This window comes from Sorangium sp. So ce1014 (genome assembly GCF_051521505.1).
GTDB lineage: Bacteria > Myxococcota_A > Polyangia > Polyangiales > Polyangiaceae > Sorangium.
Genome location: NZ_CP150356.1, coordinates 854,884 through 870,377 on the forward strand (window position 1 = coordinate 854,884; position 15,494 = coordinate 870,377).

Genomic DNA, 15,494 nt, shown 5'->3' on the forward strand with positions numbered 1-15,494 from the left:
GTGTGCCCGGCTCGGAGTCCGGCCGCAGTCGGCAGCGTTCCACGTCACGCGACCGAGCATGTCGCGGCACCGGCCAGCCGCTCGCCCGATCTCATGATCGACCCCGCGAGCCGCCCGAGCGCGCGCGTCGACCATCCCGCCTGGCCGACGCGATGCAGCCGCCTAGCCGCCCGGCGCCCCGACCCACCGGCTCGGCGTCCCCGCGTACGTCACCACCAGCCGCTCCCGCGCCCGCGTGCACGCCACGTAGAGCAAGTGCCTCTCTTGATCGACGGCCGCGTGGAGCGGCCTCGCACGTCGATTCCCGCGGACGACCACGCCACCGCCGCCCGGCCTCCGGCCCGCGCGCGGGATCGGCGATGGTGGCCGAGGTCGCGATGCACACCGTCTCGTCGGGTCGCTTGCCGCACAAGCTGCGGAGCCGCCGGGTGAGGCACGCCGTCTCGGCGCCCGCGGCGCCGCTGGAGGTGTGCGCCTCGTCGAACACGAGGAAGTCGAGCGTCGCCCCCGCGAAGAGTTCGATGTCGCGCTGCCGCGTCAGGAGCAGCTCGAGCTGCTTCACGTTGGTGAGCAGGATGCGCGGCCGCTTACCCGGGGCGACCATCTCGTCGCGCGAGGGGCGCTCCTCGGGCGGAATGGCCGCCACGGGCCGCTTCTCGGCGCGCAGCCGCCGCACCGCGGCCTCGTAGTCGCCGCGCGAGGCCCCGGCCCCGAGCCGCTCGCCCACCACGTCGGCGGCCTTCTCCGGCGTCTTGCCGACGTACATCCCGAAGGGGATCCCGGTGCCTGTGAGGAGCGAGCGGAGCCGGCCGAGCTGGTCCTCGGCCAGCGCGTTCATCGGGTACACGAGCACGGCGGCGATCCCGTCGGGCGCGTGCTCGTCGCGGAGCCGCACGACCCACGCCCCGAGGCTTCGGCTGACCAACGGGAATACCGCCCAGGAAGTGCCCTGCCTTCTGGATCGCAGCCTCGAGCGCCTCCCATGTATGCGTATTCCGCTCGACTCGGCCACCCGTTCCGCCGGCACCCGGGCGCTCCAACCGGCGCAGGTGACGCGCAAGCGGCGGCCCCGCGCGTCGGGAGCTGCTGCCGCCGCCGCCGCCGCCGCCGCCGCTGGCGCCGGCGCCCGGTGCAGCCGGCGGTGGCATCATGGTGGCGCGGAACGTCAGCGGCGACGCGCACTGAGCTTGAGAGCGCCACGCCGAACGCTTCGACGGTGTTCCTACCAGCTGTCCGAAAACAGACAATCGTAAAGCGTGGCCTCTCCCACGAGGCGGCCGTCGGTTGCCACGTCCGGTACGATGAGCTTCCCGACGAGTGGCGGCATGCGTTCGTATCCCCACGTTTGTTCGATGTCCTGTGCGATCCAAGTCGCGTACGGCTGCTCATCCGGCGACAGATCGAAGCTGATATCCTGACGTGTAGCTACTAGCGGCAGTGGTGGCTCAAGAAGTTTGGGCCTGACCAGCCTGACCAGCGTGCTCACCCAGGCAGGTAGGACGTAATGCGTGTCGTGGACGAAGATGCTTGCGTGGCGAGACGGCGTCGCATTGAGTGCCTTCCTCCTCTCCATCTCTTCGAGATCGTCGACAGTGCGCAAGCCGTAAACGATGTAATAGGGGACAAGAGGCTCACCATGAACCCTATCATATGACTATGCTCGCCCGGGGCACTTGTTCCGATAGAGAGGTGACCGGAGTAGCAGGCATCGTAGTTTCCCGTGGGAAGATGAATAGAAAGGTCAATTGACATACGACCCGGAAACTTGCTATCGATCCGATTCAGCATGCCTAGCCAGCGGTCGCGATCGGCTCCGGCTCGGCGACGGGCGTCCACCAGACGTCCATATTCATCTGTTCGGTTGTAGCGCGGGTCCTCACGCGAGACCCCACGTGGGTAATATCGGTATACTATGTCGAACAATTCTTCGTTCGAGTGCTTCATGGCTTCGTGACCCTGGCACCGCTCACGGCCTCGGGCATCCTCATCTTCATTTTTTTCAGTGAATTTGAAGCAGTAGATCCCCTGTGGCACGCGCATGTTGGATTTCATTATCTTCGCAGCATTGATCTCGTCGAACGGCGCATCCTTGATCTCCGAGCTCCTTGAAGTTCCCGCACCCCGGCGCCGGGGCTGTGCTTCATTTCGTTGCTGTGCCCGGTCGTTCCTCGATCAGGATCCGCGGGAACCCATGTCCCGCCGCGCCTTCCCGTGTAGAAAATTCCCCACCTTCTGCGAGGCTGTCCAGGAGGACCGGGATGAGATAGAGCAGATGCGTCAGCGCTTGGATCGGGTCTTCGCCCGGGCCAGAGCGATGCTGTATCGCGTCTCCTGGACCGATGATCTCGCAAGGCGCGCGCCAATGGTCACTGGACATAGTTGGATGTCCGAGGCGTATGATCACGTTCTCCTCGTTGCCATCCTTCCCCTTCAGCGCCAGCTCCCGCTCGCCGAGGACGTCCACTTTGGCGAGCATCGGCCCGTTGCCGATGCTGGAATCGAATTTTGACGCGATTCGCGGCACGAAACGCCAAGCTTCCGGTTTCTCTGTGGGCTCTTGCTCCACGGGTTCGTTGCTTTCGGATAGCTCGATGGATCCACGCGCTGCCATGTCATCGAGCTGAGCATCGAGGAGCAGGAATGCGTGCAACATAGCCTGAGCCTGGTCCATGCCGTGGGCCCGGTCTGTCGTGCCGGATTTTCCTGTTTCTTTCACATGGACGTCCACGCACCAAATGCCGTCGCTTCCTGGTTCTGGATGGCCGAATCGCGCGACTACCGTCTGAGTCGGTGAGCCGTCGGAAGGCTTGAACACAAGCTTCCGCTCTCCGAGAATTCTATTCATGCGCCGTCCGATACACGCTCTTGGCGCCCGTTCAAGCGGGAGATGCATCCGCTCGGACTCAGGCGAGGTTCTCTGCCTCATCCGAGGGTGACCGAACCCACGCGCCGTGCTCGGTCGCACGCGCGACGAAACGCCATGCGTGTATCCTTCAGGTCCTGGCGCCGGGTTCGCTGGCAGCGGAGCGTACACCCATCGATCCTCCGGAGGAACCGGACGATTCTCTCAGCAGCGCCGAGACGATTCGCCGATCGGGGAACGCTTTAGCGAAGCGGAGCATGGGGCGCGACGGGGCCGCCGGCGCGGACCAGCGGATCGCCGACGTCGAAGTACCCCTCCATCCAGAGGTGACCGAGGTTGCCGCCAGCCTCGTACATCGCGAGGGCCCGGGCCATGTCCGCCACGCGGCGCGCCTGCGTGTCGCCGTGCTCGTCGCGGTAGAGCACGCGGAGCTCCTCGGGTTTGAGGTCGGACACGAAGAACGGCGAGTGCGAGGTCACGAGGAGCGGGTCCTCTCCTAGGCGTTGCGACACTCCCCCGCCGGGTCGAGCTGGGCTCGGGGCTCCCGCGTGGGGGGGGCCCCGGGATGCCCCGGGGGGGCCCCCGGGGTGCGAGGCGGTTCGGGGCAGCGGCGAGGCGGTTCGGGGCAACCGAGGGGCGGTTCGGGGCAGCGGCGAGGCGGTTCGGGGCGACCGAGGGGCGGTTCGGGGCAGCGGCGAGGCGGTTCGGGGCGACCGAGGGGCGGTTCGGGGCAGCGGCGAGGCGGTTCGGGGCGACCGAGGGGCGGTTCGGGGCAGCGGCGAGGCGGTTCGGGGCGACCGAGGCGCGGTCAGCATGCTCGTCTCGGAGCGCTCGACCTCCATCCGCGCGCTTTCGGCGCGTGGGCGAGCGCGCAGAGACACTGCGACACCCGAGGCGCTTCCGGAGGCCGAGCGTACCGTCGAAGCTGAAGAGATGCAGTGGCTCTGCTCCCTCTGCGGTCGAGCTACGGCGGCGGTCACGGCCGCCGTCAACAGAGGCCGCCTCCGTGTTCCTCCTGGCGTGGAATTCGTGCTCTGGCAGGCAGGCATGCTTGCGAGACCGGACACGCCATCTTACGGTACCCGCTTGCAACTGAAGCACGGGAGGAGAGACCAATGGCTTCGAAGAAGAAGGATTCGAATTGGACCACGTGGGAAGACATGCCGATCGACGAGTTCCGGGCGCGCGCCGACAAGGCCAAGGCGCTGGCCGCCGAGCTCGGGGAGAAGCTCGACAGCCTGTTCCCGGGGCTCGTGACGCTGACGAAGGAGCAGCGGCAGACGGCGCCGCGGCTGCGTGATGGCGAGCACGTGATGCTGAACAAGGTGCTCGACGTGGTGGACATGAAGCCCGCCCTGTTCGAGTCGCTGGCGGATCAGGACGAAGGGATGGACCCGAACCGCTTCGAGACCGCGCTGCTCCGGGACCGCATCGAGAAGCACGTGCTCTTCAGCGAGGTCGCGGAGAGCCTCTCGCCGATCGGGGGAGAGATCGGCGACTCGACGTTCTACGCGGCCATCAAGTTCCGCGAGACGCTCTACGCAGCCTACCGGATCGCCAAGACGCACGCGCAGACCGATCGCAAGGTGATGGACGTCCTGGCGCCGGTCATCGACTTCATGCGGAAGAACGTCGCCCCCGGGACCGCGGCGAAGAAGAGCCGCAAGCCGGCGCCGGCGACGAGCCCGCTGCCCGTCGCAGACGAGGCGTAAGCCTCGGCGGAGAGGGCGGGGGGCCCCGCCGCGCGTTCCTCGCCTCCTCCGCGGTGGAGGAGCATGGACCGAGCGGCGCTCCGTACGAAGCAGGAGACACGGGACATCGCCCCCGCCCCCGCGCCCCGCGCCCGGGCGAGCGGCGCGAGCCGCTTCTCGACGGCCGCGCGCGCATTAAGCTTCCTTCATGAAGCTCGGGGCACGGCTCACCACGCACGCATTCTCGGCTGGCGCCGCCAGCATCAGCTTCATCGTCCAGCCGATCCCGGGTTCGGACCAGCTGTTCGTCATTCCGATCCAGTACCTGCTCACGGCCTCGCTCGCGAAGGAGCGAGGCGCGCACCTCTCGAAGGCGGCGTGGTCCCAGATCCACCAGATCATCTGGGGCGGCGGCGCCATTCGCCTCATGCTCAACCTGACCTTGGGGCTGATCCCGCTGGCCGGCGCGGTCACGAACGCGATCACGGCGTTCGCCATGACCGAGTATATCGGGCACTACGTGGATAGAGCCCTCGACAACCCGGATAAGCCACCTCCTGACATGTCGATCCAGGATATCCTGGACACCGTCACCTCCTTGTTCACCACGCGAGCGCGGTAGGCAAGCGCTCCCTGGGTCGAGCTCCCCCTGCGGCTGCTGGAGCGGAAGGACGAGCGCCTCGGGAGCGACGCGGCGTCACCACCAGATGCGCCAGCGCTCGCGGCGTGAGCGCACCGCCGCCGCCGCCGCCACGATCCCCACGGCGAGCACGGCGGCGGCGGCGAGGGCGATGCTGATGCTCCGGGCCGTGTGCCCTGCCTCGCCCTTGGCGCCGCCCCACCTCGACTTCACCGCGACAAGATCACGCGCGCGCCGCTCCGTGCTGTGCGCGACCGGCTCGACGGGTCCCGCGGGACCTGCGCCGGTGTCGACGTGACCTCGCTCGCTGAGGGGACGGGCGACCCTTTCCGTATCGAACAGGATTGCGCTGGATCGTTCCATGTCTCCCACATTTGCAATCGCTGTTCCCTGTCGTGTCGTTGGCTTCGAAGCAGGGATCTTTCTCCGGCCGCCAGAGCAATCCGGCGAAAGGGGACCTGGAGCGAGGCTCCGCCCGCTCGACCCTCCGGCCCCGAGCCCGCGCGGCGAGGCCTGGCCGGCGGAACGTTGAGCGGGTACACAGGCTCTTCATGAGCTCGACCCTCCTTGCCTTCTGTGGCGCCGCGCTGGTGCTGGCCATGATCCCGGGGCCGAGCACCGCCGTCATCGTGCGGCAGGCCCTGCGCGGCGGGCGCCGCGCCGCGCTCGCGACCATCGCGGCGAACGAGGTGGGCCTCCTCTTCTGGGCCCTCGTCGCGGCGCTCGGGGCCACGGCGCTCGTCGAGGCCTCCGAGGTCGCCTACGACGCGCTCCGCCTCGCCGGCGCGGCCGTCCTCGTGGTGCTCGGCGTTCAATCCCTCCTGGGGCGGCGTCGGGCCGGCGCCGGCGGCGCGGAGTCGGGAGCCCCGGAACCCGCTGCCGGAGGGTGGAGCGCCTTCCGTATCGGCCTCCTCACCATCCTGGCGAACCCCAAGGCGGCCGTGTTCGCCGCCTCCTTCCTGCCGCAGTTCGTGCCGACCGATGCGCCGGCGCTGCCGGCGCTGCTCCTCCTCTCGCTGGTGTGGGTCGCCGTGGACACCGCCTGGTACCTGGCGCTCGTCCTGCTCCTCGGCCGGCTCCAGGCGGCCATGGCCGGCGGTCGCGTGCGCCGGACGCTCGAGGCGGTCTCCGGCGTGATCCTCGTCGCGCTCGGCGTGCGCATGGTCCTGGAGCGTCCCTGAGGAGCGCGGCCGCTCCATCGACGCCGCCACGCGTCCGTGGGGTGGGGTGAGGTATCGCCCTGGCTCAGCGGCGGAGCGCGGCGGCTGCGCGCCCCGAGACGGCGGTCCCGCTCACGACGACGGCCGACCCCAGCGCGAGGAAGGCGACCAGCGTGAGCACCGTGGGATAGATGCCGACCAGCGCGAGGATGCCGAGCACCACCGCGCCGGCGCCGACGAGCGACTGCAGGCCGGCCGCGGCCATCGACGCCTGACGAGCGACGTGGGCGAGGTGCGGCTCCGCGCCGCGCGTGTCGAGCCCGCCGAGGTCCGCCGTTGCGCCGCCGCCGAGCAGGGTCGCTCCGCCGAAGACGATCACCGCGATCGAGGTCAACGTCGCGGGGACGAGGCCGAGGAGCGCGAGGACGCCGAGCACGACGCCGGCCACGCCGCCGACGAGCTCCGCGCCCAGCCCGCCGCCGAGCTCGGCGCGCGTGTCCCACTCGAGGGGCGGCGTGGCGCGGGTCAGCGCGCCGAGGCGCGAGGCGATCGCGCCGCCGTGCGCGATCAGCGCGGCGCCGAAGACGATCGTGGCAATCGAGGTGAGCTCTCCTGGCATGGTCCCCGTCAGCCCGAGGATGGCGAGAACGATCGCCGCCGCGCCGCAGACCACCTCGGCGAGCGAGCCGCCGAGCACGATCTTCGGCGCCTCCTTCTCCTCCTCTGATCTGTATCGCGCGCCTGACAGCGGCGGATTGGGGTTCTCCTGCTGTGTAAAATGTTCACGTTCTTCAGGCTTCAGTGTCGGCATGATTCTCACGTCCTGTCATGAGCCCTGTCGCGCTCACGCTCCCTCCGGCCTGCACGTGCTGCGCCGGGCTCACCATCTCGCGCGGCGCCCACGCCGGCGCGGCCTGCTGGGACGGGTTCCGGAATGGCGATCGTCATGATCGCGTCCGGGCGCAGGCGCAATGACGTCGGGGTTGTCCGGCGAAGCTGAACCTGCCGACCTGCCGGACACACCTCGCCGAGCGGGCAGCCGTCGTGGTCGCGGCGCTCGCCGGCCTCGGTATGAGGCTTGCTCGAGCGACGACGGCGCAGCCGGGCGGCGGGTGGGTACCGGCCAGCCCGGACTTGATGCCCGAGATGGGCAGTGGGTCCGTCGTGACGCCAGGAAGGCGATCGAGGTGGCGATATGAAACACGGTGATACGGGACGACGGGTCGGCCGCCGGATAGGGCTCGCGCTCGGTCTTCTCGCGAGCATGGCGCTCGCCGGCTGTGCCGGCCCGAGCGAGCAAATCGTCCACGGCACGCAGCTCGCTCCCGGTGCCGATGCGCGCATCGCTGCCGACATCGACTCCGACGCCGCGACCACGCGGCTGGCGGTGGACGTCGCTCACCTCGCGCCGCCCGAGCGGATCGAGGCCGGCAGCAAGCACTTCGTCGCCTGGCAGCGCCCGAACTCCGAGACCCCGTGGCGGCGGGTCGGAGTGCTCGACTACAGTCCTGACAGCCGAAACGGCAAGCTGGCCGAGACGACCGTGCCGTATGCCGGCTTCGAGCTGCTCATCACCGCCGAGGTGCAGAGCAGCCCTCATTCCCCATCGTCTGCCGCCGTCATCGGGCCGACGTCTGTCGGGTAGCGTCGCGCCCGGCGGACGTGGCGTCGCTCGAGGCAGGAACACCGCGACCCGAGCCGCGCTCCTCGCGGGCTCCTCGGGGGGCTTCGCCCCCGCGCTTTCCCCTCGGCGCGCTTGCTCCGCCAGAACGACGCCAGACACATGGAGAAAGAATCGAGGATCGCGATCTACGGCGCCATCGGCGCCAACATGGCGATCGCGGCGGTCAAATTCGTCGCCGCCGCCGTGACCGGCAGCTCGGCGATGGTCTCCGAAGGCGTGCACTCTCTCGTCGACACCGCAGACGGGCTCCTCCTCCTGCTCGGCAAGCACCGGAGCGCTCGCCCGCCCGACGCCGAACATCCGTTCGGCCACGGCAAGGAGCTCTACTTCTGGACGCTGATCGTCGCCATCATGATCTTCGCCGCGGGCGGCGGCGTCTCGATCTACGAAGGGATCTTGCACCTCTTGCGCCCGCGCCCGATCGAGGATCCGACGTGGAACTACGTTGTCCTCGGCGCGGCGGCCGTCTTCGAGGGAACGTCGCTCGCCATCTCGGTCCACGAGTTCAAGAAGAAAGCCGGACAGGGCTACCTCGCGGCGATGCGGTCCAGCAAGGACCCGACGACGTTCACGATCGTCCTGGAGGATTCCGCGGCGCTCGCCGGGCTCGCCATCGCCTTCCTCGGCGTCTGGCTTGGGCACAGCCTGGGAAACCCCTACCTCGACGGTGCGGCGTCGATCGGCATCGGTCTCGTGCTCGCGGCGGTCGCTGTCTTCCTCGCCCGGCAAAGCCATGGGCTCCTCATGGGTGAGAGCGCGGACAGGGAGCTCATCGCCTCGATCCTCGCGCTCGCCGAGGCGGATCGTGGCGTGTCGGCGGTGGGGCGGCCCATGACGATGCACTTCGGTCCGCACGATGTCCTGGTCGTGCTGCGCATCGAGTTCGACCCCGCGCTCACCGCCTCCGGGGTGGCGGAGGCGATCGAGCGCATCGAGGCGCGGGTACGGAGCCAGCGACCCGATGTGAAGCACATCTACATCGAGGCCAGGTCGATCTGCCGGCGCGCGGGGGCGTGATGCGTCCGATCCGGGATGTCATGGACACCCTCTTCTTCCGCTTCACCGCGCGAGCGCGGTAGGCAAGCAATCCCTGGGTCGAGCTCCCCCTGCGGCTGCTGGAGCTGAAGGCTGTGTTCGATCTGCTCGACCGGGCCCGCGGGCGCCGCGGGACCTGCGCCGGCGCCGCTTCTGCACTCCAGACGGCGCCCCGTCACGCGCCGCGCGAACGCCCGCCGCCGCGCGCCCGCGCGAGCCGCCCGAGCAACCCCACCGCCGCGAGCGCCACGGCGGCCACGCCCGCCGCCTGGAGCCACCGGCCGCGCCGCGCCCGCCGCCGCTCGGCTGCGAGCCGCGCGAGCCGCGCGAGCCGCCGACTGCCCGTCCAGAGGAGCGCCACGCCGGCCGGCGTCGCGGCGAGCGCCGCCGCCTTCGCGCGCGGCATCATGTACACCTCCTCGGCCCCAGGCAGGTAGGCGCGCTCGGGGTAGTCGCCCGCCGGCCCCTCGGGGCCGTGCAGCGCCGCCATGCGCACGACCTGGGCCACGTGCAGCGCCTGCCGGTCGGTCGTCTGCTGGATCTGCTCGCGGCAGCTGAAGCCGTCGGTCACGATCAGCGCGTCCTTCGGCGCCGACCGGACCGCCGGCAGGAGCACGCGCTCGCCGCACCGGATCGAGACGTCGTACTTTTCGCCCTCCTCGAAGCCGAACGCGCCCGCCATCCCGCAGCAGCCCGAGTCGAGCAGTTCGACGTCGAGGCCCATGCCGCTGAGCACGTCGCGCTCGCCGTCCATGCCCAGGATCGCCTTGTGGTGGCAGTGCCCGTGCACCACGGCGCGCCGGTCGAGCCTCGGCAGCTCGATCCCGCGCGCGCCGGCGGGAGACCGGCGGGGATCGCCGTCCAGCGCCCCCTTCAGGAAATCGCCGAACAGGTGCGTCTGCCGCTCGAGCTTCGACGCCACCGGGTCGTCGGGGAAGAGCCCGCGCAGCTCGTCGCGGAAGACCGAGACGCAGCTCGGCTCCAGGCCGACCACCGGCACGCCGCGCTCGATCGGGTCGCGCAGCGCGCTCATCACCTCGCGCAGGAGGCGCCGGGCCGTCTTCAGGAAGCCGAAGTCGTAGAGCGGCCGGCCGCAGCAGAGCTTCTGCTCGGGGACGATCACCTCGTAGCCCGCCCACTCGAGCACCTCGGTCGCGGCGATCGCGGTGTCCGGGAAGAAGTGGTCGTTGAACGTGTCCGGCCAGAGCAGCACCTGCGGGGCGCCGGCATTGCGCCGCGGCCGGCCGTGGAACCACTGCCGGAACGACTGCCGCGCGAACGGCGGGATGCTCCGCTCGGGCGCGATGCCGGCGATCTTCTTCGCCACGGCCGCGAGCAGGGGCGTCTGCGTGACGAGGTTCGCGAGCCCCGGCACGCGCTGCCCGAGGCGCGCCCACCAGTGGATGAGCCCCATCGAATACGCGGCGCGCGGCCGGAGCCGACCCGCGTAGTAGTGCGACAGGAACTCCGCCTTGTAGGTGGCCATATCGACTTGGACCGGGCACTCGCCCTTGCACCCCTTGCAGGCGAGGCACAGGTCGAGCGACTCGCGCACCTCGTGGTCGCGGAAGCCGCGGAGCTCGTCGCCCTCCAGCATCTCGAAGAGCAGGCGCGCCCGCCCGCGCGTGGTGTGCTCCTCCTCGTGCGTCACCCTGTAGCTCGGGCACATCGTGCCGCCGTCGTGGCGCCGGCACCTGCCGACGCCCACGCAGCGCAGGGTCGCGCGCGTGAAGTCGCCGTCGTCGTCCGGGAAGCGGAAGTGCGTCTCCACCGCGGCGGAGCGGAAGCCGGCGCCGAGGCGGAGGTTCTCGTCGACGCGGTACGGGTCGACGACCTTGCCGGGGTTCATGCGGAACGAAGGGTCCCAGGCGGCCTTGAAGCGGCGGAACGCCTCGATGAGCTCCTCGCCGTACATCTTCGGCAAGAACTGCGCGCGCGCCTGGCCGTCGCCGTGCTCGCCGGAGAACGAGCCGCCGTAGCGGACCACGAGGTCGGTCGCCTCATCGAGGAAGCGCTTCCAGTTGCGGATGCCCTCGGCCGTCACCACGTCGAAGTCCACGCGGCAGTGCACGCACGCCTGCCCGAAGTGGCCGTAGAGCGCGGGCTGATAGCCGTGGCGATCGAAGAGCGCGCGCAGGTCGCGGAGGTAGCCGCCCAGGTTGTCCGGGTGCACGGCGGAGTCCTCCCAGCCGGGCCACGTGTCGGGCTCCCCTGGGACGCGCGAGGTCGCGCCGAGCCCGGATTTGCGTACGTCCCAGAGCGCGCGCTCCTGCTCGGGGTCGTCGTACAGCTTCATCGTCGGCGGGTTCGGCCCGCGCGCGAGGGCGCGCATGGCGTCGAGCGCCCCCGCGTCGGACTCCTCCTGGGTGTCGCCCCCGAACTCGACGAGCAAGAAACCGCGGCCCTCCGGGAGGTAGCGCAGGTAGCGCTCGTGGAGCCCCTTCTTGTGCATGTCCTCGATGAGCCGGTCGTCGATCCCCTCGAGCGCGATCGGCCGGAAGCGCATCACCTCGGGGACGTGATCGCCCGCGGAGAACACGTCCGGGTAGCCGAGCACGAGGAGCGATCGGAACCTGGGCCAGTCGACGAGGCGCAGGGTGGCCTCGAGCACCGTGACGCATGTCCCCTCGGTGCCGACCAGGGCGCGCGCCACATGAAAGCCGTTCTCCGGCAGCAGCTCGTCGAGGTTGTAGCCGGACACGCGGCGCGGGATGCGCGGGTAGCGGGCGCGGATGAGGTCCGCGTACCGGTCGCGGATGGCGCGCAGCTCGGCGTAGAGGCGACCGCGCCGGCCGCCCTCGCGGACGATGGCGTCGAGCTCTCCCTCGCTCGTCGGCCCCACGCGCATCCGCAAGCCGTCGTAGGTCAGCACCTCGAGCTCGTGCACGTTGTCGGCGGTGCGCCCCCCGAGGACCGAGTGCGTGCCGCAGGAGTTGTTGCCGATCATCCCGCCGAGCGTGCAGTACTCGTGGGTCGAGGGATCCGGCGCGAACGTCAGGTCGAGCTCGTTCGCGGCGTCGCGCAGGGTGTCGAGCACCGTGCCCGGCAGCACCCGCGCGCGCTTGTGCGCATGGTCGAGCTCCAGCACGCCGCGCATGTACTTCGAGAAATCGAGGACGACGGCGACATTGCACGTCTGCCCGGCGAGGCTCGTGCCGCCCCCGCGCGCGAGGATGGGCGCGCCGTGGCGGCGGCACGCGGCGACCGCGGCGATCACGTCGTCCTTGTGGCGCGGCACGACGACGCCGATGGGCAGCTGCCGGTAGTTCGACCCATCGGTCGCGTAGAGCGCGCGGTCGCCCGCGGTGAAGCGGACCTCGCCCTCGACCGCGCGCGAGAGCTCGCCAGCGAGCGCCTCCACCTCGGCTCCGGCCGCGGGCGCGAGCCGCACGCGCCGCTCGCCGGGCAGGCGGATCACGCCGCGATCGATCTCGCGCTGGACGGGCTCGGAGGGCCTGTCCTCCGCCGCCGCGCTCCCCTCTCTCTGCTGCTCGGTGTGCTGCATGATTCCCCCTCACACTGCGAAGCGCTCGGCGTCGGCGCGCCGGAGCGAGAGCCCCATCCCGGGGCGATCGAGATCCGGCGCGAGCGCGCCTCCCGCGGGCGCCACGGCGCCCTCGAAGAGCATCTGCTCGATGCGGACGTGGTCGTGAAAGAGCTCGAGGTGCGCGAGCCGCTGGACCGCGCACGCGGGGTGCAGGTGCAATGACGGGGCGCAGTGGCCCGACAGGTCGAGCGAGCGCGCCTCGCACAGCGCCGCGGCGGCGAGGAAGCCGGTGATCCCGCAGCGGCTCGCGTCCGCCTGCAGGACGTCGACGGCGCCGGCGTCGAGCATGCGGCGGAAATAGACGAGATCGTAGCCGTACTCGCCCGCCGCGACGTCCATGCCGGCGGGCGCCCGGTCGCGCAGGAGCCGCAGCCCGTCGAGGTCGTCCGAGGTCACGGGCTCCTCGAACCAGCGGACGCCCTCGCCGGCGAACTGCTCGGCGAAGGCGAGCGCCTGCTTGCGCGAGTAGGCCCCGTTGGCGTCGACGAAGAGCGCGGCGTCCGGGCCGATTGCGCGGCGCGCCGCGCGCACGCGCGCGAGGTCCGCCGCGGGGTCGCGCCCCACCTTCATCTTCACGCGCGGGATGCCCGCGGCGACCCAGCCGCCGAGCTGCTCCGCGAGCTCGACCTCGGTGTACGAGGTGAACCCGCCGCTGCCGTAGATAGGCACGCTTTCACGCGCCATGCCGAGCAGCGCCGCGAGCGGCAACGCGAGCAGGCGGGCCTTCAGATCCCATAGCGCCGCGTCGACCGCGGCGATCGCCATCTGCGCGATCCCGGGCCGGCCGAGGTTGCGGATGCTGCGCACCATCGCGGCCCACGCGCCGGGGACCGCCATCGCGTCGCGCCCGCGCACGACGCCGGCGAGCTTGTCGGCCACGAGCCGCGCCGCCGCGACGCCGGCGTACGTGTAGCCGAGCCCTCGCTCGCCCCCGGCGGACGCGTGCACGACGACCAGCGTCGTCTCGCGCCACTCGAGCGTGCCGTCCGACTCCGGCCTGTCGGTCGGGATGGTGTATGCGGCCACCTCGATCTGCTCGACCGGGATCGCCGTGCGCTGCAGCTCGCCGGCCATCGTCAGCCCCGGTGCGGGATCCAGCTCTCGATCATGTCGCGGTACGTCTGGCGGATGATCCCGCGCGCGCCCGGGTCGCCCCGGAGGAGCGCCGACGTGAGCATCCTGGCCTGATTCAGCGTGATGTGCGGCGGCAGCGGCGGGACCTCCGGGTCGGTGACCGCCTCCACCACCACCGGCCGGTCGACCCGGAAGGCCTCGTCCCAGGTGCGCGCGACCTGGTCCGGGCGGTCGATCCGCACGCCGCAGAGCCCGATCGCCTCGGCGTAGGCCGCGTACGGGAAGTCCGGCAGCGTCTGGGATGCCTCGAGCTTGGGGTCGCCGCTCATCACGCGCAGCTCCCAGGTGACCTGGTTCAGGTCGCGGTTGTTGAGCACCAGCACCACGAGGCGCGGGTCCTTCCACTCGCGCCAGTACTTCGCCACGGTGACGAGCACGTTGATGCCGTTCATCTGCATCGCGCCGTCGCCGACCAGCGCGACGACCGGGCGGTCGGGGTAGGCGAACTTGGCCGCGACCGCGTACGGCATCCCGGGGCCCATCGTCGCCAGCGTCCCGGAGAGCGACGCCATCATCCCCTCGCGGATCTTGATGTCGCGCGCGAACCAGTTCGCCGACGAACCGGAGTCGGCGGTCAGGATGCAGCGGTCGGGCAGCCGCGACGACAGCTCCCAGTAGACCCGCTGCGGGTTCAGCGGGTCGGCGTCGTTCATCGCCCGCGCCTCGAGCACCTTCCACCAGTCGGCGACGCTCTCCTCCAGCCGGCGCCGCCACGAGCGGTCGGTCTTGAGCTTGAGGTAGGGGATGAGCGCCCGCAGCGTCTCGGCGCTGTCGCCGATCAGGTTGACCTCCATCGGGTAGCGCAGGCCGAGCATCCGGCCGTCGATGTCGATCTGGACGCCGCGCGCCTGGCCCTCCTCCGGCAGGAACTCCGGGTAGGGGAAGCTCGAGCCGACCACGAAGAGCGTGTCGCAGTTGGCCATCATCTCCCAGCTCGGCTTGGTGCCGAGCAGGCCGATCGAGCCGGTGACCCAGGGCAGATCGTCCGGGAGCGCCGCCTTGCCGAGCAGCGCCTTGGCCACCCCGCACCCGAGGATCTCGGCGACGCGCGCGACCTCCGGCGCGGCCCCGAGAGCGCCCTGGCCGATCAGCATGGCGACGCGCTTGCCGGCGTTGAGCACGCCGGCCGCGCGCCGCAGATCCTCCTCTTTCGGCACCACGCGCGGCGAGCAGTAGCCGAGGCCGGTGTGCACGGTGCCGTGCGTGTGCGGCGGCTCCTCGACGGCGTCCATCTCCTGGACGTCCTTCGGGACGATGACGCACGTGACGGTGCGCTCCGCCCTGGCGATGCGCATCGCGCGGTCGATGAGGTGCCGGATCTGCGCGGGCGAGGACGCCATCTGCACGTACTCGTGCGCGACGTCCTTGAAGAGCGTGACGAGATCGACCTCCTGCTGGTAGTGCCCGCCGAGCGCGGCGCGGTCCTGCTGGCCGACGATGGCCACGACCGGCTGGTGGTCCAGCTTCGCGTCGTAGAGCCCGTTCAGCAGGTGGATCGCGCCGGGCCCCGAGGTCGCCATGCACACGCCCACCTCGCCGGCGAACTTCGCGTGAGCGCACGCCATGAACGCGCCCATCTCCTCGTGCCGCACCTGGATGAACCGGAGGTCCGGAACACGGTGGAACGCGCCCACGATGCCGTTGATGCCGTCGCCTGGGTAGGCGTACACACGCCGGACACCCCACGCGACGAGGCGCCTCAGCAGGAACTCGCCGACGGTCTGGGCCATGAGTCTTCCC

General features: G+C 70.6%; 14 protein-coding genes. 5 read left to right on the forward strand and 9 right to left on the reverse strand.

Translation table 11 applies throughout. From position 1 onward, the window contains the following. Positions 1-91: 91 nt before the first annotated feature. The 4 genes from WME75_RS03280 to WME75_RS03295 all read right to left on the reverse strand — a co-directional run bounded on the left by WME75_RS03280 (position 92) and on the right by WME75_RS03295 (position 3,342). The gene (locus WME75_RS03280; protein ID WP_437486322.1) at positions 92-925 is read right to left on the reverse strand and encodes a hypothetical protein; all 834 of its coding nucleotides are present in this window, start codon (positions 923-925) and stop codon (positions 92-94) included. A gap of 297 nt (positions 926-1,222) precedes the next feature. After that, complete coding sequence (locus WME75_RS03285) at positions 1,223-1,600, reverse strand: hypothetical protein (RefSeq protein ID WP_437486324.1); 378 nt, start codon at positions 1,598-1,600, stop codon at positions 1,223-1,225. Positions 1,601-2,140: 540 nt separating this feature from the next. Continuing rightward, the gene (locus WME75_RS03290; RefSeq protein WP_437486326.1) at positions 2,141-2,845 is read right to left on the reverse strand and encodes a DUF6968 family protein; all 705 of its coding nucleotides are present in this window, start codon (positions 2,843-2,845) and stop codon (positions 2,141-2,143) included. A gap of 260 nt (positions 2,846-3,105) precedes the next feature. Continuing rightward, the gene (locus WME75_RS03295; protein WP_437486328.1) at positions 3,106-3,342 is read right to left on the reverse strand and encodes a hypothetical protein; all 237 of its coding nucleotides are present in this window, start codon (positions 3,340-3,342) and stop codon (positions 3,106-3,108) included. Between the two features lie 636 nt (positions 3,343-3,978). Between WME75_RS03295 and WME75_RS03300 the strand changes: the two genes are divergently transcribed. Both WME75_RS03300 and WME75_RS03305 read left to right on the forward strand, forming a co-directional pair. Then, the gene (locus WME75_RS03300) at positions 3,979-4,575 is read left to right on the forward strand and encodes a hypothetical protein (protein ID WP_437486330.1); all 597 of its coding nucleotides are present in this window, start codon (positions 3,979-3,981) and stop codon (positions 4,573-4,575) included. Between the two features lie 187 nt (positions 4,576-4,762). After that, positions 4,763-5,176: a hypothetical protein gene (locus WME75_RS03305; RefSeq protein ID WP_437486331.1), complete on the forward strand. Its 414-nt coding sequence runs from the start codon at positions 4,763-4,765 to the stop codon at positions 5,174-5,176. A gap of 75 nt (positions 5,177-5,251) precedes the next feature. On the opposite strand, the gene WME75_RS03310 is transcribed toward WME75_RS03305, so the two are convergent. After that, positions 5,252-5,557, reverse strand: coding sequence for a hypothetical protein (locus WME75_RS03310; RefSeq protein ID WP_437486333.1), 306 nt, complete (start codon positions 5,555-5,557; stop codon positions 5,252-5,254). A gap of 188 nt (positions 5,558-5,745) precedes the next feature. On the opposite strand from WME75_RS03310, the gene WME75_RS03315 reads away from it, so the two are divergent. After that, positions 5,746-6,375 (forward strand): LysE family translocator, encoded by a 630-nt coding sequence (locus WME75_RS03315; protein ID WP_437486335.1) that lies wholly within the window; start codon positions 5,746-5,748, stop codon positions 6,373-6,375. A gap of 64 nt (positions 6,376-6,439) precedes the next feature. Here the strand turns inward: WME75_RS03315 and WME75_RS03320 are convergent, their stop codons facing one another. Next, the gene (locus WME75_RS03320) at positions 6,440-7,165 is read right to left on the reverse strand and encodes a hypothetical protein (protein WP_437486337.1); all 726 of its coding nucleotides are present in this window, start codon (positions 7,163-7,165) and stop codon (positions 6,440-6,442) included. 453 nt (positions 7,166-7,618) lie between these two features. Here WME75_RS03320 and WME75_RS03325 point away from each other — a divergent pair, with 453 nt between their 5' ends. Both WME75_RS03325 and WME75_RS03330 read left to right on the forward strand, forming a co-directional pair. Then, positions 7,619-7,999 carry a hypothetical protein gene (locus WME75_RS03325; RefSeq protein ID WP_437486339.1) on the forward strand — a complete coding sequence of 127 codons (381 nt, stop codon included), beginning with the start codon at positions 7,619-7,621 and terminating at the stop codon, positions 7,997-7,999. Between the two features lie 138 nt (positions 8,000-8,137). Next, the gene (locus WME75_RS03330) at positions 8,138-9,055 is read left to right on the forward strand and encodes a cation diffusion facilitator family transporter (RefSeq protein ID WP_437486341.1); all 918 of its coding nucleotides are present in this window, start codon (positions 8,138-8,140) and stop codon (positions 9,053-9,055) included. A 193-nt stretch (positions 9,056-9,248) separates the two neighbouring features. Here the strand turns inward: WME75_RS03330 and WME75_RS03335 are convergent, their stop codons facing one another. Genes WME75_RS03335 through WME75_RS03345 form a run of 3 tightly spaced genes read right to left on the reverse strand, consistent with a single transcriptional unit; the run spans position 9,249 to position 15,484 of the window. Continuing rightward, positions 9,249-12,578 (reverse strand): FAD-binding and (Fe-S)-binding domain-containing protein, encoded by a 3,330-nt coding sequence (locus tag WME75_RS03335; RefSeq protein ID WP_437486343.1) that lies wholly within the window; start codon positions 12,576-12,578, stop codon positions 9,249-9,251. A 9-nt stretch (positions 12,579-12,587) separates the two neighbouring features. Continuing rightward, positions 12,588-13,694, reverse strand: coding sequence for an enolase C-terminal domain-like protein (locus WME75_RS03340; protein WP_437486345.1), 1,107 nt, complete (start codon positions 13,692-13,694; stop codon positions 12,588-12,590). A 2-nt stretch (positions 13,695-13,696) separates the two neighbouring features. Beyond that, complete coding sequence (locus WME75_RS03345) at positions 13,697-15,484, reverse strand: thiamine pyrophosphate-requiring protein (RefSeq protein ID WP_437486347.1); 1,788 nt, start codon at positions 15,482-15,484, stop codon at positions 13,697-13,699. Positions 15,485-15,494 lie beyond the last annotated feature (10 nt).

What these genes read in the sequence shown, in the direction of transcription:
- WME75_RS03330 (WP_437486341.1), top strand. Translation starts at nt 8,138, where the DNA reads ATGGAGAAAGAATCGAGGATCGCGATCTACGGCGCCATCGGCGCCAAC.
- WME75_RS03320 (WP_437486337.1), bottom strand. Translation starts at nt 7,165, where the DNA reads ATGCCGACACTGAAGCCTGAAGAACGTGAACATTTTACACAGCAGGAG.
- WME75_RS03340 (WP_437486345.1), bottom strand. Translation starts at nt 13,694, where the DNA reads ATGGCCGGCGAGCTGCAGCGCACGGCGATCCCGGTCGAGCAGATCGAG.
- WME75_RS03335 (WP_437486343.1), bottom strand. Translation starts at nt 12,578, where the DNA reads ATGCAGCACACCGAGCAGCAGAGAGAGGGGAGCGCGGCGGCGGAGGAC.
- WME75_RS03345 (WP_437486347.1), bottom strand. Translation starts at nt 15,484, where the DNA reads ATGGCCCAGACCGTCGGCGAGTTCCTGCTGAGGCGCCTCGTCGCGTGG.
- WME75_RS03305 (WP_437486331.1), top strand. Translation starts at nt 4,763, where the DNA reads ATGAAGCTCGGGGCACGGCTCACCACGCACGCATTCTCGGCTGGCGCC.
- WME75_RS03310 (WP_437486333.1), bottom strand. Translation starts at nt 5,557, where the DNA reads ATGGAACGATCCAGCGCAATCCTGTTCGATACGGAAAGGGTCGCCCGT.
- WME75_RS03325 (WP_437486339.1), top strand. Translation starts at nt 7,619, where the DNA reads ATGGCGCTCGCCGGCTGTGCCGGCCCGAGCGAGCAAATCGTCCACGGC.
- WME75_RS03290 (WP_437486326.1), bottom strand. Translation starts at nt 2,845, where the DNA reads ATGAATAGAATTCTCGGAGAGCGGAAGCTTGTGTTCAAGCCTTCCGAC.
- WME75_RS03315 (WP_437486335.1), top strand. Translation starts at nt 5,746, where the DNA reads ATGAGCTCGACCCTCCTTGCCTTCTGTGGCGCCGCGCTGGTGCTGGCC.
- WME75_RS03300 (WP_437486330.1), top strand. Translation starts at nt 3,979, where the DNA reads ATGGCTTCGAAGAAGAAGGATTCGAATTGGACCACGTGGGAAGACATG.